Origin of the sequence: Colwellia sp. 20A7 (genome assembly GCF_009832865.1) — a bacterium.
Taxonomy (GTDB): Bacteria; Pseudomonadota; Gammaproteobacteria; order Enterobacterales; family Alteromonadaceae; genus Colwellia.
On sequence record NZ_CP047130.1, the window covers coordinates 1,592,175 to 1,612,275 of the forward strand.

Below are 20,101 nucleotides of genomic sequence, written 5' to 3' on the forward strand. Positions count from 1 at the left end.
GTTTATAAATCAAAGATATATAATAACAAAGCCATGCCAAGTATTTAATATTATTGAGCTATCTATTAAATACTTTTGAGTTTAATACTGAGATACTGTAGCTGTAGACATTTCCTTTTTATTTAATTGTTTAGTCAATATTAAGCGCTATTAATTCTTTTGCACGTTTGAGTAGTCTAATGGCTGAATCGTGAAGCCCTTGGCCTACTTCTTTAGAGGCTTTACCAGCACAAGATCGTGCATAGGTTCCTTCTAAAATAATGGCGAGTTTGAAGCAGCCGAGTATGCCGTACCAAGAAATGCAATCTAGGTTTCGCGTAGAGTGCTTGCCATAATGTTCTAATAGCTCATCAATATTAGGAAGTCCATTAAGTTTTGGGCCTCCGAGGGCAAGAGTTTCAGTTCCATTAGGCTCAGGCCATGTAGCAATTATCCAACCAAGATCTATTAACGGGTCGCCAATCGTTGCTAATTCCCAGTCTATGAGTGCCGCAACTTCTCCACTGTTGTTTTCAAACATCACATTGCCAATATGCGCATCGCCGTGAATAATGCCAGGCTCGAAGGAGGTTGGACAATTTGTATTTAACCAGTCAGCAATTATGGAAATACCTTCAGCATCGTTCAGTTTCGGCCAACCTTCATACTCGCTATAGCTTTCTAATTGTGAGAGCCAGCGTGGAGCTTGCCTTTTTAAGAAACCGTCTGGTTTACCGTATGTCTCAAGCCCAACAGCTTTATAGTCAATATTCCCGAGTTTTGCCAATGCTTCAATATGAGATAGGCCCATTCTGAATTGTATATCGGGGTTTAATTGATGGAGTTTAGGTAGCCCATTGATAACGTTAAACCCGATTACAGGTTCCATTAAGTAAAAGCTTGCACCAAGTACATCTGTTTCTTCACATACTGCGATAAATCCAGGATGAGGAACAGTAGAACCACTAAGGGCAGAAAGTACTTGTGCTTCCCTACACATTGTTTTATTCGAGTTACTCCGCATGTTTATCGGTGGGCGGCGTAAAACAAAAGACTGCTTCTCTCTTTCAAACTGCATGAGAATATTTTGTGTTCCACCGGTTAACAGTCGTGGATTGATCAAGGGGCCTTGACCCAAATCTTGGTTATCCATCCAGTCAGCAAGTGCTGTTAGATCTATTAACTCGTTTACTGTAGTCACTTATACAATCCTTATCTTGGATATTGCCAAGTAGCCATAGGTGGATTAATTTCCAGACTATTAATAGACCACTTGTAGTATTGTATTACAATGACGCATAAACTACTACTGATTAAATATAAAAGACCATAAAAGAATAAAAAAGACAATAAACAACCTGCATGTAATGCTACTTTAAGAAGTTATAATCACCTTTTATCACTGTTTTTATTTCTTCGCAAAGCTCACCTAGCGGTGCTTGAATTTTTAACCTGCCATATTCTTGATGAGCTTTACGTGCAATATGTTCCCAGTTAACTCCTTCAATAGACATGTAACCTTCAGAAAAAGCTAATAACTTAGATAATTCTTTAAATTTTTCAGGATCTATTGTGAGCTTACGGCAGCGTAGCGTGACATCACGATTTTTTCAGGTACAGCTTGACCTAGGCGGTAAAGCCTAAATCATCGTGTTTGGTTTTTTTAGGTGATTGAATTTTTAGCGAGATAATTCCAGGGTAAATAATCTTCAGGGGTCTTTTTTACCTGCTCTTTTTCTCGTTGTAAGGTGGTGAAGTAGTCAAAGACATTAATACCCGCCTCACTTGCCGTCGCGATGACCGAGGTAATGACATCCCCAATCGTTGCCCCCAGTAAGGTTTTGTGGAACATCGCGTTTTTTCTGTCTCTCACCACAATTTTGAGCATCGCTTCAATACGATTATTGTCGATTTTTACTCCTTCAGTGCTGCAAAAGTAACTCAGTCCGACATAATGTTTGATAAAGTAGCGAATAGCTTTGCCTAGGCCACTGTTTTCTTCAACGGTTTCATTGGCTAAATGCGTTTCTCCCCACAATTTTATGGCTTCCATAATGGGCAGCGAATGTTGCTGATGGTAAGCAAGCCTTGCAGTCGGGGTTAACTTTTCTTCTTTCGTATGGTCATCATTGACCCATATTTCGCCATAACGTTTGAGGACATGCTCGACCTCAATTGGAAAGTGATTGATAACATCTACAAATTGTCGTCTTGCGTGGCTATTACACAGTGACGTTATCGCCTCACGTACCGTCGGCCGATTGCTCGCTAGCGCATCACTCATGATGAGTGGTTTGGTGCATGATTGACTGCGCTTGTGCAAAATACTGTCAATGAATTCTCCCGCGTGCCCGATGTTAGTCTCAAATAAAACAATATGACGGTTATCAGCCAGCGTTGCGATAACACCTGAGGTATAAACGCCCGTACGTGTGATGACTTTCTCACTGTTGCGTGCTTTCTTTATCACCGATTTCGCATCAAGAATACGGTTAGTTGTGTCATCTAAATAGTAGTGTTTACCATCAGCCGCTAAATTGAAGAGCAATTGGTACACGGGATAAATAGCATTACAAACAAGCTCTACTTGGTCAAAAACCGTTGACGCGGTGATTTTTACCCCCAGTAATTTTTGAATACTGCTTTGACGATAAAAAGGCAGTCCAGCAAAGTATTTATAAATCGCCATTAAAGAACGTGCTGAATAACCATATTTTTGAGTACTTAAGCCATCGGTTAAGACATCGTCCGGCAGTGGTGCGGTAAAATAAGCACCGCAGGTATTACAACGAAGACGCTCCATGACATGCTGCTCAGGTTTGAAAGGACTTTGTCCGGTGATACGTAGCAAGCTACCTGGCTCGGTTTTATAAACCTTACCGGTTAAGCACTCAACACAGGTATCGCCTTTATTTACGTCAACTAGTCCATGAACGATAATCGTGGGTTTAACCGGGGTGAAACCTTCACCATTATCGTTGCTACGCTTTTTATTTTTCTTGCCCGATGACGCTTTAGTTTGCTTAAGCACCGAGCCTAGTTTTTCAGATGATTTTTCAATACCTAACAATTTTCGCAGTTTATGCACGGTAACATCATGATTCGCTAAGCGGGTTTGCGTGGTGGCTAAGGTCAATAACGCATCAAGTAATAACTGATAATCCTCTGGGCTTAAGGCCAGATTGTTTTCTTTGGCCTCGTTCACGCGCTCTATCAGCGCTTCAAGGGCTTTGCCATCAATGTCGGTAAAAGGTTTGCTCACGGTACGTCCAGAGTTTTAGTGTTTGGTACAGGTTTATTTTGCAGGCATTATGATCCGATAAAAGTAAAAATCAAGTGTTTATCTCAATGATTTTACTCAGTAAAGAGGATCCGTTTTTTCCCATAATGGATCGTTGTCACACAATAGTTTTCGCAGTTTTTTCGCGATGATCTGTTCAATACTTTTGTTTGATGACGGCCAATTTTGAAACTTTCCTTTAGATAAACGCTTGGTCATGAGCCAAAAGCCAGTACCATCATACGATAATGCGCGCACCATGGTTTTATTGCGATTAATAAAGACAAACACAGTACCCGAACGTGGGTTGACCGATAATTTATAACGGCATGTTGCGGCTAAACCATCAATGCCCTGGCGAAAATCAGCGGGTTCAATCGCGATTAATATGTGGGTGTCAGCGGTTAAATGGATCATGATTTCATTGCCCCAATGAGCGAAATGATGATGTTAGTATCAATAACACCAGATAAAGACATTTCATTACCTTGGGCAAAGCGTAGTTCAACAGTAAAGGGCGGTTGTGTGAGTAATGGCGGTGGTGAAATAGGAAGGTGCACAAATAGCGGTGCTTTTTCAGCAGGTTCAAGCGTATTTCGCCATTGCTTGAGCTGGCCGCCACTGATCCTTAATGCTGATGTTATTTTGCTAGAAGAATAGTGATTGAGTAATGCTACGGCTTGCTCACGCAATGCGATGGGCGTTGTGACTTGACGACCACTTCTGTTGCTACGCCAGTGCTCAAAAGCAGTAACGACCGTTGTTAATTGATCTTGGTTTGGCATGATTGCATCCTAGTAATTTGGTTGCGATCATTAAAACAGATCAAAAAGGGGAAGTTGAGCTAGGCTGCCGTAAGCTCACGATCTATTGGTTTATCACAATCTCGGCTTAAATAAATCGCTTTACCGCCTGCTTCTGCAAGTAGTGATTCAATTTCATTTAGTTCGGTTTTAGTTAGGGGCTCAGCAGAAAATGCAGCATTGCTCAATAATATCAAAGGTAAAATTAATCGTTTCATTTATTATTCATCCAATTTAAAAGTTATATATAGGTATTATATTAAGTGAGGTGATTTTTTTTGTTAAAAAGAACCTCGTGCAATTTACAAATAACACGAGGTGTAACCTTCGTTTTATTCACCAATAAAAACAGGTTTTTCCTTCTTGAAAAAAGCGTTGACCGCGCTCGCAGAGTCTTTACTAGTTGAACAAGTTATCTGAATTTTTGCTTCAAGATCAAGTGTTTCCTCAACCGTTGATGTATGAACACCGCGCATAATTTCTTTACCAAATCTTTGTGCTAGCGGAGCACCTTCGGCAAGGGCCTCTGCCCATGCTTTAGTAGCCTGGTCAAGTTGTGAAGTCTCAACAACCTTGTTAACGAAGCCATACTGTAAACATTCATCAGCTTTAATACGGGCAGTCTCTAGAAAAGCTTGATAGGCTTTTTTATAGCCCATTGCTGAGACTAAGTGATGAGCCATGCCGCCATCTGGAACAAAAGAAAGTCCTGCAAAGGCTAAGTAAATAAAGCTATCATCTGACATAATCGCTAGATCACAAGCCAACGCTAATCCTGCACCAATACCAGCACAAGCGCCATTGATTGAAGCAATATAAGGTTTTTTCGATTGAGCAATACCCATCAATACTGGTTTGTATTCTTGCAGTATTTGCTCTTCGATAGTATCAAAGCCCGCCAAACCTTCGGTCAAGTCAGTACCTGATGAAAAGCCGCGACCTTCAGCACGTATCACAACGATGCGTGCATCTTTATCGGCTTCAATCGTATCAATAACCTGCTTCAATTCAAGGCGCATCTGTTTGCTCATGGCGTTCATTGTTTTTGGGCTATTAAGGCTAATAGTGGCTACGTGGTTTTCAAGTGTGTAGTTAATTTTTTCAAAGTTACTCATTATTTATTCTCACTTATAATTTTTGGTTAGGTTAATGCGCCCGCATTAGCCAATACTGTGATTTCATCTGCTGAAAAACCCCAGTCAGTTAATACTGATTGTGTGTCTACACCTTCTGCATGTGGGGCTTGTGGTGTAGAACATTCACTGCGACTAAACCTTGGCGCTGGGGCAGGCTGGTTTATTCCATTAACTTGGATGTAAGTACCACGTGCTTTGTTGTGCGGGTGATTAATGGCTTCGTTATAATCAAGAATACCAGCGACACAAGCATCAGTGCCTTCAAAAAGACTCGCCCACTCATCTCTCGTTTTAGATTTAAAGGTTTCAGTAAAAACTTTTTTCATTTCACCCCAAGCTTTAGGGTTATTTTGATCGGCGATAAAGCTTTCAGGCATGCCAGATTTTTGAATCATCTCAGCAAAAAATTGTGGTTCGATGGGACCTACTGAAATATGTTTACCATCGGATGTTTCATAGGCGCCATAAAATGGCACGCCACCGTCAAGCATATTGCTGGCACGAGACGGATTCCAAGCCTTCATTTCACTTAAGGTATGGAACATACTCATAAGATGTGCAGAACCGTCGGTTATGGCGGTGTCAATAACTTGACCTTTACCCGATGTTTTAGCTTCGAGAAGCGCAGAAAGAATACCGACCACTAAAAACATACTACCACCGGCATAATCACCAACCACATTAAGAGGCGGAGTGGGTTGGTCTTTGGTGCCTATCGCTGCGGCAGCACCAGTTAGCGAAATATAGTTGTAGTCGTGACCCGCCGAATGAGCTAAAGGACCCGTTTGACCCCAACCGGTCATTCGACCATAAACAAGCTTAGGATTACGTGCTAAACAAACATCTGGCCCAAAGCCTACACGTTCAGCAGCACCCGGACGATTACCTTCAAATATAGCATCAGCGCTTTCTACAAGTTTTAATAACGCTTCTAAACCCTCTGGTTTTCTAAGATCTAGCGCAATACTTTTCTTACCACGTGAATTAATATCTAGCGCTGATGGTACTGCAATAGAGTTGGGTTTTGATGCGCGTTCAACAACGATTATTTCTGCGCCAAGATCGGCTAGTATCTGACCTGCATAGGGTCCAGGGCCAATGCCCTTCATCTCAATAATTTTTATACCTGCTAAAGGTCCCATAGTTTTATCACTCAACTTAATAAAAAATATAATTAAAAAGCTCCTTAAAGAGATGAGGAGCTCAGGTTATCTAACAACAATTGGAAATGAATTCGAGATTTAGCGTTTCATCCTTTCAATTGCGATAGTTTATTATTTAGCTTGCATACGGATGCCAGCATCTATACGAATACACTCAGCATTGGTATAGTCATTTTCAACAATAAACTGAGACAGGTGTGCTACTTCTTCTGGGCGTGCTAAACGTTTAGGAAAAAGAGGACTCTTTGACAAGCTTTCAAATGCAGCTTCTGGTAAGCCATTAAACAGAGGTGTAAACACCAAGCCAGGTACGATTGTGTTAACACGAATGCCAAACTGAGATAAATCACGAGCGATTGGTAAGGTCATGCTTACAATAGCACCTTTAGAAGCGCTGTAAGCTGCTTGACCTATTTGGCCATCATAAGCAGCAACAGATGCTGTATTAATGATAACACCACGGCTACCACATTCTGTTACAGGCTCTTGTGTTGACATTTGAAGGGCAACCAAGCGCAATACGTTAAACGTGCCGATTAAGTTTACATCAATAACTTTTTTGAAAGCATCAAGAGGGAAGGCGCCTTCTCTACCTACCGTTTTTTTAGCGTCTCCAATACCTGCATAATTATTACAAATATGAACCGATCCAAACGCAGCTATTGTTGCCGCAATTGCTGCTTCAACTGATGCTTCATCCGTAACGTTTACGCTTTGATAAATAACAGCGTCGCCTAATTCTTTAGCTAACGCAGTACCACGTTCATCGTTCATATCAAAAATGGCAACTTTCGCACCTTTCTCAACATATAAGCGGACAGTCGCTTCGCCTAAACCCGATGCTCCACCTGTAATAATCGCAACTTTACCTTGAATTTCCATGATTTACCCTAAATTATTGGATGTTATTTGGCTGCTAGAACCAAAAAATAAAGCGGCTACTAGCGCCGCATAAACTAAACTGAATCAAACTAGTCTAAAAGGCTGGTATAATTTTCATTAAAAACATCACGACCAATGATGAACTTCATTATCTCAGAACTGCCCGCTAAAATACGGTTAACTCTTGAGTCAGTGAACATGCGACAAATTGGATATTCCTGCATGTAACCAGCGCCGCCGTGTAATTGAACGCCTAAATCAAGCATGCGCCATTCAAGTTCACTTCCCTGTAATTTTCCTTTAGCGGCCATATTTACTGTTAAACGACCTTCATTATGTTCACTCACACAGTGATCAACATAGACTTGCATGATATCAATTTCAGCATCCATCTCAGCCATTTTGAACTGTGTATTTTGCATGTTTGCTAGCGGCTTACCAAAGACTTTACGATCCATTACATAATCACGGGTTAAATTAAAGGCATGGCGAGCATTGGCAGTAGCACCGACCATTGCGATTAAGCGCTCTTCAGCAAGACCTTGCATTAAATAGAAAAAGCCTTTACCTGGTTCACCCAATATATTTTCTTTAGGGATCTTTACATTGGTGAAGAATAGCTCAGCTGTATCTTGTGCTTTTAGCCCCATTTTATCGAGGTTACGACCACGTTCAAAACCTTCCATGCCACGTTCAACGACACAAAGTGTCATAGCATGTGGGTTATTTTCAGGATCAGATTTAGCTGCTACAATTACCAAATCAGCCAATATGCCGTTGGAAATATAGACTTTCGAGCCATTAAGTAAGAAGTGGTCATCTTTTTCTACTATAGTAGAGCGCATGCCAGACAAATCACTGCCTGCATCCGGTTCAGTCATAGCAATACCAAGGATTTTTTTACCGGTAATACAGTCAGGCAAAAAACGTTGTTTTTGCTCATCATTTCCAAAGTGATCTATGTATGGTCCAACCAAACGGCTGTGCAATGTTGCAAACCACTCGCCAGTACCAGCACGGACGTTTTCTTCAATAATCACTTGTTCAAAACGGAAATCATTATCGCCTAAACCACCATATTGCTCATCTGGCCAAATCATTAAAAAGCCTTGCTCACCGGCTTTTTCAAAGGCTTCACGGTCTACGATTCCCTGCTCACGGTAACGTTCCATGTGAGGTTTTATTTCAGCCTCTAGAAACTTGCGATAAGCATCACGAAACATGGTTTGTTCTTCAGTAAAATTACGCATATTAAATCTCCTTTAAAAAAAAGGGCTGAATCCAATGATTCAGCCCTTTATTAAATAGTTATTGGAATGTTTCGCCAGAGGCAATTTTCTCGCCAACGATAGCTGGACAATTAAAACGTTCACCGTATTTTGCGGCCAATTCACCACAACGGGTTTGGAATTTTTCTAAGCCGTAAGTGTTTACGAACTGTAAATAACCGCCAGTCCATACTGGTGCGCCAATACCCATAATAGAGCCGATATTACCATCAGCTACGGTGCGCAAAACGTTAGTTTCAAGACACTTAAGTGTTTCAATAACGCTACGGAACAACAAACGGTCTTTAATATCTTGATCTGAAATATCATAGTTTTCGTTATAGTATTTTTCAACTAAACCAGGCCAGATTGTTTTGGTTTTATCAGCATTATAGTCATAGTAACCGCCACCGTGATGACGACCACCGCGGCCGTTTTCGATAACCATAAACTCTATCATTTCAGTTAGGGCAGCTTGCTCACCAAATGCGTTACTCACGCCCATATCAGCCCATGTTTTTGCAGCTTTTCGGCTAAGCTCTAAGCTAGTTTCATCGTGTACTGTTAATGGTCCAACAGGCATACCAATCGCTTTACCTAAGTTATCAACACGTACTGGGTTGGCACCTTCAACAACAGCGCGAACGCCTTCATCAAAGTAAGTACCAAAAGTACGCGAAGTAAAGAAGCCTAAAGAATCGTTAACAACAATCGGTGTTTTCTTGATTTGACGTGCGTAATCATACGCTTTAGCTAATGCTTCATCACTGGTTTCTTCACCACAGATGATTTCAACTAAAGGCATTTTATCAACAGGCGAGAAGAAGTGAACACCAATGAAGTCTTTAGGTGTACTTGATGCTTCTGCTAACTGAGTAATTGGTAACGTAGAAGTATTAGAACCCCATACTGTGCCTTCAGATAAATAAGGTTCAGTCGCTTTTGTTATTTTGTTTTTCAGTTCAATATTTTCGAACACAGCTTCAATAATAAGATCACAACCTTTTAGATCTTCATTTTCAGCTGTAGGTTTAATTAACCCTAATATCTGTGCTTTTTTCTCTTCAGTCATGCGGCCACGGCCGATAGCTTTGTCTAGCAATTTAACTGAGTAAGCTTTACCTTTCTCTGCTGCTTCAACGCTAATGTCTTTAAGAATAACTTCAATGCCTGCCATAGCAGACACATAAGCAATGCCTTGTCCCATCATGCCAGCGCCAAGTATACCTACTTTCTTAGTTAGTTGCTTTTCAACATCTTTTGGACGTGAAGCACCACCATTAAGCTTGTTCATTTGGAAGAAGAAAGTAGTGATCAAGTTTTTAGCTTCAGGTGTTGTTACCAAATAGGTAAGCCCACGGCCTTCAACTCTCATCGCTGCATCAAAATGTAAACGAGCGGCTTCGGTTGCAGCGTTTAAAATTTGCTCTGGTGCAGGAAGTAAACCACGAGTGGTTTTTGCCAGCATTGCTGGAGCACCCATCATTATTTGAGCTAGCTTTGGCGAGCCAGCGTTGCCACCAGGGATTTTGAAGCCTTTTTTGTCCCAAGGTTGCGTAGTCGCATCTTCATTGCCTTTTTGCTCAAGAATATACGCTTTAGCACGTGGGACTAATTCATCAAGGGTGTTAACAACTTCGTTAATCATTCCTGCTTTTAATGCTTTCTCTGGTGTTACTTTTTTACCTTCCATTAGATAAGGAAGAGCAGTTTCTAGCCCTAACATACTTACCATACGAACAACACCGCCGCCGCCGGGCAATAAACCTAAACCGACTTCAGGTAAACCAATTTGAACTGATTTGTGGTTGTAAGCGATACGATAGTTAGTTGCTAAACATATTTCAAAACCACCGCCTAGCGCAGCGCCATTGATTGCTGACACTACAGGTACAGGTAATTGTTCTAAACGACGTAAACGATTTTTAAGCGCCATATTACCGTCGAAGAATGCTTCTTCATCGCCTTTTTGTACTGTTAAAAGGGCTTTTAAATCACCACCGGCGAAAAAGGTTTTCTTAGCAGAAGCTAAAACAACACCCGTTAGTCCTTCTTCCGCTTCAAGACGGTCAATAGTCTCAGTCATTGCTAAATTATATTCATCGTTCATGGCATTGACTGGACCAGTCATATCCATAGTAACGGTTACAATGCCATCGGCATCTTTATTATAGTTAAATACACTCATGATTTTTATCCTAAATTTTGTCAGTTTGATTAACGATTGGGGGTTATACAACTTCGATAATAGTGGAAATACCCATGCCGCCACCAACACAGAGCGAAAGCATTGCTCGTCTAAGACCGCGACGTTCTAGTTCGTCTAGCATAATACCTACTAACATACCGCCAGTAGCACCAAGGGGGTGACCCATAGCAATTGAACCACCGTTAACATTAGTGATTTCGTGGCTGATATCTAAATCTTTCATGTAGCGCATTGCAACAGAAGCAAAAGCTTCGTTGATTTCCCACAAATCAATATCAGATACTTTAAGACCCGCTTTAGCTAGTGCTTTTTTAGCTGAAGGGCCAGGGCCTGCTAACATAATTGTTGGACAAGTTGACAATACAGCGGTAGCTACAACGCGACCACGAGGTGTAAGTCCTAAATCTTTACCGGCTTTTTCGCTGCCGATTAATACAGCAGATGAGCCATCAACAATACCTGAAGAGTTACCTGGTGTATGAACATGAGTAATCTTTTCTAGTGTGTTGTACTTTTTAAGCATGATGTCATTGAAACCAAAAGGCCCCATTTTTTGGAAAGAAGGTTTTAAGTTGCCTAGGCCTTCCATAGTGCTGTGAGGTTTGATGAAATCATCTTTTGCTAAAATGATTATGCCATTTCTATCTTTTACTGGGACAACTGATTTGTCAAAGTAGCCATTGTCGCGAGCAAAAGCTGCACGACGTTGTGACTCGAGGGCAAACGCATCAACCTCTTCGCGGCTATAACCATCAAGGCTAGCGATAGTATCTGCGCCAATACCTTGTGGAACAAAGCCTTGGTCTAGTTGAAATTCAGGGTCGCCTACCATTGCACCGCCAGATGAACCCATAGGTACACGAGACATAGACTCAATACCACCGGCAACAACTAAATCTTCCCAGCCTGAAGCAATTTTTTGGGCTGCAATGTTAACGGCTTCTAGTCCTGATGCACAGTAGCGATCTAGTTGAACTGCTGGTACTGATTCATCCCAACCAGCATTTTGTACAATCATTTTGGCAACATCTGAGCCTTGCTCACCTACTGGGCTTACACAACCCATAACGACGTCATCAACATAAGAGGTATCTAAATCATGGCGAGCTTGTAGCGCTTTTAGCAGGCCTGCACCTAGATCTATTGGTTTAACTTCGTATAGACTTCCGTCTATTTTTCCTTTGCTTCGGGGAGTACGTATTGCGTCGTAAATATAAGCGTGATGAGTCATTGTATGCCTCTTTAGTGGTTAATGAATGGGAGTTTAAAACCCAAGTTTAATTTTTGTTGGATTCAGTGTGCCCCTTTGACACCTTGTTAACCATGGCATTGACTTTCAAATAAATAGGCATTATCTTACTTTTTATTAGTTTTTAATATTTTGTCTGAACTCAAGGAATACCTATGAAAGAGATCACAATCTCACCTGTGTTTATAAAAGGCTTGCTAGAAGGCTCTATTATTAAAGGGTATAGCCAAGATGAAATACTTCAGGCACAGGGCCTTTCAAGTAGAATTTTAACTAACCCGAAGTTGAGAGTATCGGCAAAAACTTTCTCAGAACTCAGTTATGCAGTTACACAGCTTTTACGAGATGAGGCCTATGGATTGCTAGCCAAACCCATGCCTTTGGGAACGTTTAATTTATTAGCTCGGGCCTGTCTTAGTGGTGACACTATCAAAGATTGTTTAAATGTTTGGCGGGATAGTAATAACCTGCTTAACAATAGCCTGGTTGCTTATACTTATTTTTCAGATAATGGTGGGTGTTTAGTCATCAAAGATACTAAGCATGTAGGTGTGCAAAGCAACTTTATTATTGAGTCGATACTCACTAGTGCACATCGTTTGCATTGCTGGTTAGCGAACGAGTACCTTCCTATTGAAAAGATTGATCTAACTTGTTCGGAGCCTGAATTTAGTGAAGAATACCGTTTTGTTTTCTATGGTGCACTTGTTCGCTTTAATCAAAAGCAAAACGCTATCTACTTTAGTCGACAAACTCTAGAACTTTGCTGTCACAGAGATAAGACAGATTTAAACAAATTACTTAAGCGACCTTATCTTTCTTTGTTGCGTCAGCCGAAACAAAGTAAATCCACCTACATCCGAATTAGAATATGGATGGAAAATTTGTTTCGTGAAGGTAATAGTAATCCGCTACTCGATCAGGCCGCTGAGCATATGAATTTAACTGAGCAAACATTGCGTCGGTATTTGCATAAAGAGGGCTATAGCTTTCAACAATTGAAGGATGATACTCGCCGGGATATGGCTATGTTTTTTATTGATCGAAAAGAACAAAGTATTGAAGATATTGCTTTTCGTTTAGGATTTTCTGAAGCCAGTACTTTTATTAGGGCCTTTAAAAAATGGACAGGATTAACCCCTTTGGCTTATAGAAAACTAACCTAATACCAACTTATTACTTCAATTACTAAATTATACCCATTAGTATTATTGATCTTTGAAGTTCGGTGGACGTTTATTAATAAACGCATCAATGCCTTCTTTGTGGTCTTCGCTCATAGAACAGAGTATTTGCTGCCTGTCCTCAAGGGCTATAGCAGAGTCCATGCTGTTGGCATCAATGTTAGCATTGAGTCCTGATTTGGTAAGTCTTAACCCCATAGGGGATGTATTCAGCATTTTTTCAATGAAATTATTCGCTTCAATGTGAAGTGTTTCAATCGCACCAATCCTCGAAACCAAACCTATCTCTTTCGCTCTATCGGCATGAAGAAAGTCTCCTGTTAGGAGCAGCTCAGAAGCGATAGATGCACCTACAAGCCTGGGCAGCATATAGCTAACTCCCACGTCACAACCTGAAAGGCCAATTTTAATAAAAGCTGCATTCATTTTTACGTTAGGTGTTACTAGTCTGATGTTGGAGGCAAGCGCAAGCGCAAAACCACCGCCACAAGCGGCACCCTGAACTATGGATATAATAGGCTGAGGACAATCACGCATGAGTTTTACAATGCGTGATACACGTTGTTGAACTCGGATTCCTTCAGGGCCTGAAGCTAGTGATACCGCATGCTCTTTTGACAAGTCGTAGCCTGCACAAAATGCTCTTCCTTCTGCCTTTAGCACAATAATACGGATCTCTTGATGATATAGCAGGCTCTCGAAGTAATGCTGCAGTTCAAGCATCATTTCTGGGTTCATTGCGTTAAGTGATTCGGGACGGTTTAATGTTAGCCAATCAACATTTTGTTTTGTTTCTACTTTTATATACTCGTACGGAGGTGGTTTAGGTTGGAATAGATTCATTGTAAATTCTCGCTATGGCTGAATAATATTTTTGATTTTGTTACTAGGAGATTGTACGTGGCTTGATGCATTTAGTTGTTTATCAGTGCTTTAGGGGATAACAGCTTTCATATGGTATAGACAAATTACTGAAAATTAGTTAAAAAGATAGATTGCTGGGTGTAACTATGTTTTTGTGTGTCTGTGTAATTGTAATACAATGCTCTTGTTGTGTATACTGTTTCGAAAGGTGGCAATATTTATATGTTTTGAGGGGGGGGGATCGGTAGTGACATTCGTTTTGAATCAGTACATCAAAGGGGTGATCGGGTGTTATAACTTAGCTGGTATGAGCGTGGTCAATTGCGTCTCTTTAGTGCTTTTTGTGATAAAACTATCGATTTTGAAAATCATTACGTTACACATAGCGGTATAGAAAACAAACAAACAAAGAAACAAACGGGTAATATTATGATAAATCTTGAAGATTTTAATGAGTTAGTAATGGCGCGTCGGTCTATGCGCTCATTTCTGAGCACCCCGGTGCCAGATATAGATATTAAACGTATTTTAGAAACAGCGCAGTATGCGCCATCTAATTGTAATACCCAACCATGGAAGGTTTGCGTGGTGTCTGGTAAAAAGAGTACTGAAATTCAGCAAGCGTTGCTTGAATCTATAGGGGTAGGAGAATTCCAGCTTGATTACCCTTTTGATGATAGCCTTTATAAAGGGGCACACAAAGAGCGCCAAGTAGGCGCTGCTAAGGCTTATATGCAAGCCGCGGATGTTGCGCGTGAAGATACCGAAGGCCGTAATGGCTTTATGAAACGTAACCTTAGTTTTTACAATGCACCTCATGCAGCATTTATTTTTATGCCTGACTGGTGCGGCGTGCGAGAGGCTTCTGACGTAGGTATGTATGCACAGAATTTATTATTGGCTATGCGCGCTCACAATGTTGGCAGTTGTCCGCAAACTATATTAGGTTTTAATGCAGATGCGGTGCGTAAAGTACTGGATATACCAGATAATATGAAATTATTGTTTGGTGTATCGTTTGGTTATTTTGATGCTGAGCATCCATTAAATACCGTACGCACTGAACGCGCAAATATTAAAGACAGTGTAAGTTTTTATTCTTAAGTATTTTCTATATTTTACAAAGCCAAAGAAAATAGTTTTATATCGGGAGCATAATATATTGCCTGGTTTGAGATAGACAAGTAGTGTTTGTTTGGCAGATTTCAACCTATACCATCGTTCGAATTACAATAAAAATATTATTAATTTAAGTTAGGGGAAAATAAATGAATATTACTAACAAGACCAAACCTTGGCAGTTTATCTATGACGAAGCAGGCATAGAGGAAAAAACTCCTCAGATAATGCCTTTTTCAGTTCATGTCAGTCAACACGCTATTGATCGCCCAAATAGTCCTGCTCTTGGCTATTTAAACCAAAAAATAAGTTTTGCTGAACTTGACGCTCAGGCAAATCAGCTTGCCAATGGATTAGTCGCAATGGGTATATCTCAAGGTGATGTGATTGGTATTCAAATGCCTAACATCCCTCAGTATGTTGTAGCGTTGGTGGCTGCTGCAAAAATGGGTGCCATTGTTTCTAATGTATCCCCTTTATTGGCACCTCCAGAGTTAGTTTATCAAGTTAAAGATGCCAATATTAGTACTTTGATTATCCTAGACGCATTCGTTCCCATTACACAAGCGGTATCGAAACAGCTGGAAGGTACGCTCCGTAATGTTATTGTTACCGGCGCTTTAGACACGATTAAAACACCAGAAGATTTGAAGGCTCCAGCCATCGAGGGTATTCAGGCTTACCATTATACTAGTATAATGGTTGACGAAAACACTCACTTCGAACAAGTTTCTGTTTCACCTGATGACGTTGCAATTTTACAATACACAGGAGGAACAACAGGTAAGCCCAAAGGCGCTATGCTAACACACAGAGGCTTGGCGTGGGTGAATACAAACTCCTACCTCTATGTAGATATGGTGGCAGGGGAGGATATATCTATGTCGCCATTCCCACTGTTTCATATTGCGGGTGCCTCTGGCATTATGGCAACACTTCAGTTTGGGAGTATGAACGTGATGATCCCGGATCCTCGCGATATGGATTATTTTGTTGCTCAGCTTATCGCTAACCCCCCGACACTTTTCTCGGCAGTCCCTACTCTTTATCAAATGTTGCTGGCCCACCCGAAATCCAAAGACTTAGATTTTTCTAAATTGAAGGGCGCTGTTTCAGGCGCTGCCCCGTTGACGGGAAGTGATCGAAAGAAAGTAGAAGAATTAATAGGCGAGCAGAAGCTAGCTGATTTTTTTGGAATGACGGAAACGTCGCCGACTTATGTAGCTAATCCCCCTAAGCGCTGTAAACCTACAACAGTTGGTATTCCTTTGCCGGGTGTTGATGTGAAAATTGTCGACTTAGAAACAGGTACTAAAGAATTACCGTTCGGCGAGGAAGGCGAAATTGTTGTAAATACCCCAGGGTTGATGCAAGGGTATCTCAATTTACCAGAGGAAACCGAAAAAGCATTGCGCCTCATACATGGTAAGCAATATATGTATACGGGAGATGTTGGATTCATGGATTCTGAAGGTTATATCACGGTGTGTGATAGAGCCAAAGACATGTTGATTGTTGGTGGTTATAAAGTCTTTTCTATAGAGGTTGAAGACAAACTGACTGATCTTGATTGTGTAGAAGCCGTTGCAGTGGTGGGCACGGCTGATGAAAAACGCCCTGGAAATGATATCGTTAACCTGTTTGTGCAACTTAAATCTGCTTATGTGGATAAAGATAAGTCGGTTTTAGAGGCTGAAATTATTGCCTTTTGTCGCGCCAACATGTCGCCTTATAAAGTGCCAAAAAGACTGTTTTTTGTTGACCAGCTTTCAGTTACCGCAGTAGGGAAGCTAGACAAGAAAGTGATGCGCGAGATGGCGTGCTCATAGTTTTTACATGTCGAAGTAGGGGGTATTATGTCAGGTACTGTAAAGGAACAACGAATCTTAGAAGGACAAATAGCGTTAATCACAGGAGGATATTCTGGTATAGCCAGCTTTATGATCAGAGCAGTATTAGTAGTTGATGGCGGTATAACCGCTTGGACGGGTCAACCAAATTTATTTGAATAGACAACTTTTTATGGATCTGCAGGTAACTGTAGAATGATGTAATGAATAATGAAATTAATGCACTTTTTTCTCTTAGTGGTAAAACAGCACTGGTAACTGGCGGCGCAAGAGGCTTGGGTGAAATGATGGCTAAGGGCCTGCTTCAAGCGGGTGCGAAGGTTTATATTACCTCTCGTAAGCTAGCTGATTGCGATGCTAAAGTTGAAGCGCTTTCTATTTATGGTGATTGCAAAGGTATTGTCGCTGATGTGGCGACTATGGAAGGTATTGAAAAGTTAATAGCGAGCTTTGGTGAGCAAGAACAGTCGCTAGATATATTAGTGAATAACTCCGGGAAAACGTGGGGCGCACCACTCCTTAATTTCCCCGAAAAAGCTTGGGATGAGGTTATGGCTATCAATGTCAAATCTCCTTTTTATATTATTCAAAAGCTACTCGGACATCTGCAAGCGGCATCTTCAGCAGAACAACCTGCACATGTTATTAACATTGGCTCTATTGCCGCGCTAACTAAAGACAGCATGAGTGCTTTCCCTTATGGAGCATCTAAGGCGGCTTTACATCATCTTACAGGGGTGTTGGCTAAAGAATTATCAAGTAAACACATCAATGTTAATGCCATAGCACCGGGCTCATTCCCTAGTAAGATGACAGCGGGTATCACTAAAACAGATGATGCTATGCAGTCGTTACTCGATACTATCCCTATGGGTCGTATGGGCGAACCTGACGATATTGCGCAGCTACTTATTTATTTGTGTTCTAGCCGATATATGACAGGGCATGTAGCCGTGTTAGATGGTGGGGCTAGTTTGTAACGTTTTCATAATAGCGACTTTAAAAACATAAAAAATACCACTTAAAATATACAGAGAAGAGATTAACCATGAGCTATGCAACAGATACTTATCCTCATTTATTTTCGCCCTTAGATTTAGGACATACACAACTTAAGAACCGCGCCTTAATGGGGTCTATGCATACCTCTTTGGAAGAGGCTGAAGGCGGCTTTGGGCGATTGGCAGAATATTATGCTACGCGAGCTCGCGGTGGTGTAGGCATGATTATTACAGGTGGTATAGCGCCTAACGATGCCGGTAATCCATTTGTGGGATTAGCAAAAATGCAAACTAAAGCAGATGCTTTACAACATAGAATGGTGACAGAAGCCGTTCATAAAGCCGCACCTGATTGCAAGATTTGTATGCAAATATTACACGCCGGTCGTTATGTTAATCACGAAGGCGGTGTTGCACCTTCATCCATTCAAGCGCCTATCAGCCCTTGTGCCCCGAAGGCAATGACACTAGCGGATATTGAAGAGCATATTGCAGACTTTGCAAATTCGGCGCGGCTTGCTAAAGAAGCGGGTTACGATGGCGTAGAAGTGATTGGCTCGGCGGGCTATTTATTAAGTACTTTTTTATTGGACTTTACCAACAAACGTGATGATCAATACGGTGGCTCTTATGAAAACAGAATGCGTTTTCCATTGGAGGTCATGACAGCTGTTCGCAAAGCGGTAGGCAAAGATTTTATTGTAGTTTATCGCTTAGCCGCTATGGAGATGCTTGAACAGGGGAGCACTTTTGATGAAACCTTAATGCTTGCCAAAGCAATGCAAAAAATAGGGGTTGATATAATCAGTACCCATTTTACGTGGCATGAAGCGCGGGTTCCTACCTTAGCAACCATGGTTCCTCGTGCAGCCTTTACTAAGGTAACCGGTAGGCTCAAAAAGCATTTAGATATCCCCATGATTACCAGTAATCGAATCAATATGCCTGAAGTAGCTGAGCAAGTGTTGCGAGAGGGAGATGCTGATATATGTTCCATGGCAAGACCCATGCTGGCCGACCCAGAGTTGGTAAATAAAGCCGCTGAAGGGCGTGAAGATGAAATTAATACCTGCATAGCCTGTAATCCAGCATGTATGGATCATGTTTTTAGTGGTAAGCAGGCCACTTGTTTAGTGAATCCTTATGCCTGTAATGAAACCATTATGGTCAAAACCTCGGCAGCACAGAAAAAGAAAATAGCCGTAGTAGGTGCAGGTCCAGCAGGTATAGCTTACTCAACCACAGCGGCTGAACGAGGCCATGAAGTAACATTGTTTGAATCAAGTGACAAAATTGGCGGTCAATTTAATATTGCCAAACGGATCCCCGGAAAAGAAGAGTTTGGTGAAACCTTACGATATTTTGCAAAACAAATAGAAGTTACCGGTGTGAACTTAAAGCTTAATCAAAGAGTATCTGATAAAGAATTAATTGAGGGTGGTTTTGATGAAGTTGTACTAGCAACGGGTGTTACTCCAAGGGTACCGGATATAGAAGGAGTTGATCACCCTAAAGTCATTTCATATTTGGATTGTTTACTGGATAAGAAACCCGTTGGACAAAAAGTCGCTGTTATTGGTGCGGGTGGTATTGGTTTTGATGTTTGTGAATATATTATGCATAAACCTGGTGTTGAGTTGACACGAGAAACGTTCGCGCAAGAATGGGGAATTGATTTTTCTGAGCACCCTCGAGGAGGTATCGCCGGTGTCGAGACGAAAAAATTCCTACTTCTGGTAGAGAAGTTTATTTATTGCAAAGAAAAACAACCAGTGTTGGTCGAGGTTTGGGTAAAACAACAGGTTGGACACATCGTATTCAGATAAAAAAACGCGGTGTTAAAATGGTCGCGGGTGTTGAATATAAAAAAATAAATGATGAAGGCTTACATATAATAGTTAATGGCGAAGCGCAAATATTAGACGTCGATACAGTAATACTATGCGCAGGACAAAACCCGTTACGAGAGTTGTACAACAGTATTAAAGCAAGCGGTAAAAAAGTATCACTTATTGGTGGTGCCGATGTAGCTTCTGAGCTGGATGCTAAACGCGCTATTGATCAGGCAACACGTTGTGCTCTTGCCGTTTAATAAAACTAAGCAAAGAGTGTCG

The 20,101-nt window shown here is 41.2% G+C and carries 18 protein-coding genes and 1 pseudogene; 6 read left to right on the forward strand and 13 right to left on the reverse strand.

The window, feature by feature from the left end; all coding sequences use genetic code 11:
• Positions 1-130: 130 nt before the first annotated feature.
• The 12 genes from GQS55_RS06850 to GQS55_RS06905 all read right to left on the reverse strand — a co-directional run bounded on the left by GQS55_RS06850 (position 131) and on the right by GQS55_RS06905 (position 11,951).
• Complete coding sequence (locus tag GQS55_RS06850) at positions 131-1,180, reverse strand: phosphotransferase family protein (protein WP_201294579.1); 1,050 nt, start codon at positions 1,178-1,180, stop codon at positions 131-133.
• Positions 1,181-1,349: 169 nt separating this feature from the next.
• Positions 1,350-1,493: a hypothetical protein gene (locus tag GQS55_RS06855; RefSeq protein ID WP_159819164.1), complete on the reverse strand. Its 144-nt coding sequence runs from the start codon at positions 1,491-1,493 to the stop codon at positions 1,350-1,352.
• Between the two features lie 149 nt (positions 1,494-1,642).
• Positions 1,643-3,241 (reverse strand): IS66 family transposase, encoded by a 1,599-nt coding sequence (locus tag GQS55_RS06860; protein ID WP_159818048.1) that lies wholly within the window; start codon positions 3,239-3,241, stop codon positions 1,643-1,645.
• Between the two features lie 96 nt (positions 3,242-3,337).
• Positions 3,338-3,676 (reverse strand): IS66 family insertion sequence element accessory protein TnpB, encoded by a 339-nt coding sequence (tnpB, locus tag GQS55_RS06865; RefSeq protein WP_159817815.1) that lies wholly within the window; start codon positions 3,674-3,676, stop codon positions 3,338-3,340.
• The gene (locus GQS55_RS06870) at positions 3,673-4,044 is read right to left on the reverse strand and encodes a hypothetical protein (protein WP_159818046.1); all 372 of its coding nucleotides are present in this window, start codon (positions 4,042-4,044) and stop codon (positions 3,673-3,675) included. The genes tnpB and GQS55_RS06870 overlap by 4 nt, the downstream gene beginning before the upstream one ends.
• A 59-nt stretch (positions 4,045-4,103) precedes the next feature.
• Positions 4,104-4,280: a hypothetical protein gene (locus GQS55_RS06875; protein WP_159819166.1), complete on the reverse strand. Its 177-nt coding sequence runs from the start codon at positions 4,278-4,280 to the stop codon at positions 4,104-4,106.
• A gap of 114 nt (positions 4,281-4,394) precedes the next feature.
• Positions 4,395-5,177 (reverse strand): enoyl-CoA hydratase/isomerase family protein, encoded by a 783-nt coding sequence (locus tag GQS55_RS06880; protein WP_159819168.1) that lies wholly within the window; start codon positions 5,175-5,177, stop codon positions 4,395-4,397.
• A gap of 26 nt (positions 5,178-5,203) precedes the next feature.
• Positions 5,204-6,340: a CaiB/BaiF CoA transferase family protein gene (locus GQS55_RS06885; RefSeq protein WP_159819170.1), complete on the reverse strand. Its 1,137-nt coding sequence runs from the start codon at positions 6,338-6,340 to the stop codon at positions 5,204-5,206.
• Positions 6,341-6,472: 132 nt separating this feature from the next.
• Entirely contained in the window at positions 6,473-7,243 is a 771-nt protein-coding gene (locus GQS55_RS06890; protein ID WP_159819172.1) for an SDR family NAD(P)-dependent oxidoreductase, read from the reverse strand.
• Positions 7,244-7,332: 89 nt separating this feature from the next.
• Entirely contained in the window at positions 7,333-8,493 is a 1,161-nt protein-coding gene (locus tag GQS55_RS06895; protein WP_159819174.1) for an acyl-CoA dehydrogenase family protein, read from the reverse strand.
• A gap of 58 nt (positions 8,494-8,551) precedes the next feature.
• Positions 8,552-10,699: a 3-hydroxyacyl-CoA dehydrogenase NAD-binding domain-containing protein gene (locus GQS55_RS06900; RefSeq protein ID WP_159819176.1), complete on the reverse strand. Its 2,148-nt coding sequence runs from the start codon at positions 10,697-10,699 to the stop codon at positions 8,552-8,554.
• 43 nt (positions 10,700-10,742) lie between these two features.
• Positions 10,743-11,951, reverse strand: coding sequence for an acetyl-CoA C-acetyltransferase (locus GQS55_RS06905; RefSeq protein ID WP_159819178.1), 1,209 nt, complete (start codon positions 11,949-11,951; stop codon positions 10,743-10,745).
• Positions 11,952-12,124: 173 nt separating this feature from the next.
• Between GQS55_RS06905 and GQS55_RS06910 the strand changes: the two genes are divergently transcribed.
• On the forward strand, positions 12,125-13,135 hold the full coding sequence (locus GQS55_RS06910; RefSeq protein ID WP_159819180.1) for an AraC family transcriptional regulator: 1,011 nt from the start codon (positions 12,125-12,127) through the stop codon (positions 13,133-13,135).
• Positions 13,136-13,177: 42 nt separating this feature from the next.
• Here GQS55_RS06910 and GQS55_RS06915 read toward each other — a convergent pair whose 3' ends face one another.
• Positions 13,178-13,996: an enoyl-CoA hydratase/isomerase family protein gene (locus tag GQS55_RS06915; protein ID WP_159819182.1), complete on the reverse strand. Its 819-nt coding sequence runs from the start codon at positions 13,994-13,996 to the stop codon at positions 13,178-13,180.
• A 342-nt stretch (positions 13,997-14,338) separates the two neighbouring features.
• Here GQS55_RS06915 and GQS55_RS06920 point away from each other — a divergent pair, with 342 nt between their 5' ends.
• The 5 genes and pseudogenes from GQS55_RS06920 to GQS55_RS06940 all read left to right on the forward strand — a co-directional run bounded on the left by GQS55_RS06920 (position 14,339) and on the right by GQS55_RS06940 (position 20,079).
• Positions 14,339-15,121, forward strand: a complete 783-nt coding sequence (locus GQS55_RS06920) for a nitroreductase (protein ID WP_201294581.1) — start codon at positions 14,339-14,341, stop codon at positions 15,119-15,121.
• A gap of 164 nt (positions 15,122-15,285) precedes the next feature.
• Complete coding sequence (locus tag GQS55_RS06925) at positions 15,286-16,965, forward strand: class I adenylate-forming enzyme family protein (protein ID WP_159819184.1); 1,680 nt, start codon at positions 15,286-15,288, stop codon at positions 16,963-16,965.
• A gap of 27 nt (positions 16,966-16,992) precedes the next feature.
• Positions 16,993-17,148, forward strand: a complete 156-nt coding sequence (locus GQS55_RS06930) for a hypothetical protein (protein WP_159819186.1) — start codon at positions 16,993-16,995, stop codon at positions 17,146-17,148.
• Positions 17,149-17,189: 41 nt separating this feature from the next.
• On the forward strand, positions 17,190-17,966 hold the full coding sequence (locus GQS55_RS06935; RefSeq protein ID WP_159819188.1) for an SDR family oxidoreductase: 777 nt from the start codon (positions 17,190-17,192) through the stop codon (positions 17,964-17,966).
• A 68-nt stretch (positions 17,967-18,034) separates the two neighbouring features.
• Positions 18,035-20,079: pseudogene (locus GQS55_RS06940) on the forward strand (oxidoreductase).
• Positions 20,080-20,101: the final 22 nt, after the last annotated feature.

Coding starts and splice junctions, on each gene's coding strand:
- GQS55_RS06895 (WP_159819174.1), bottom strand. CDS start 8,493: ATGCGTAATTTTACTGAAGAACAAACCATGTTTCGTGATGCTTATCGC.
- tnpB (WP_159817815.1), bottom strand. CDS start 3,676: ATGATCCATTTAACCGCTGACACCCACATATTAATCGCGATTGAACCC.
- GQS55_RS06900 (WP_159819176.1), bottom strand. CDS start 10,699: ATGAGTGTATTTAACTATAATAAAGATGCCGATGGCATTGTAACCGTT.
- GQS55_RS06930 (WP_159819186.1), top strand. CDS start 16,993: ATGTCAGGTACTGTAAAGGAACAACGAATCTTAGAAGGACAAATAGCG.
- GQS55_RS06925 (WP_159819184.1), top strand. CDS start 15,286: ATGAATATTACTAACAAGACCAAACCTTGGCAGTTTATCTATGACGAA.
- GQS55_RS06855 (WP_159819164.1), bottom strand. CDS start 1,493: ATGTCTATTGAAGGAGTTAACTGGGAACATATTGCACGTAAAGCTCAT.
- GQS55_RS06880 (WP_159819168.1), bottom strand. CDS start 5,177: ATGAGTAACTTTGAAAAAATTAACTACACACTTGAAAACCACGTAGCC.
- GQS55_RS06890 (WP_159819172.1), bottom strand. CDS start 7,243: ATGGAAATTCAAGGTAAAGTTGCGATTATTACAGGTGGAGCATCGGGT.
- GQS55_RS06875 (WP_159819166.1), bottom strand. CDS start 4,280: ATGAAACGATTAATTTTACCTTTGATATTATTGAGCAATGCTGCATTT.
- GQS55_RS06935 (WP_159819188.1), top strand. CDS start 17,190: ATGAATAATGAAATTAATGCACTTTTTTCTCTTAGTGGTAAAACAGCA.
- GQS55_RS06885 (WP_159819170.1), bottom strand. CDS start 6,340: ATGGGACCTTTAGCAGGTATAAAAATTATTGAGATGAAGGGCATTGGC.
- GQS55_RS06905 (WP_159819178.1), bottom strand. CDS start 11,951: ATGACTCATCACGCTTATATTTACGACGCAATACGTACTCCCCGAAGC.
- GQS55_RS06870 (WP_159818046.1), bottom strand. CDS start 4,044: ATGCCAAACCAAGATCAATTAACAACGGTCGTTACTGCTTTTGAGCAC.
- GQS55_RS06915 (WP_159819182.1), bottom strand. CDS start 13,996: ATGAATCTATTCCAACCTAAACCACCTCCGTACGAGTATATAAAAGTA.
- GQS55_RS06910 (WP_159819180.1), top strand. CDS start 12,125: ATGAAAGAGATCACAATCTCACCTGTGTTTATAAAAGGCTTGCTAGAA.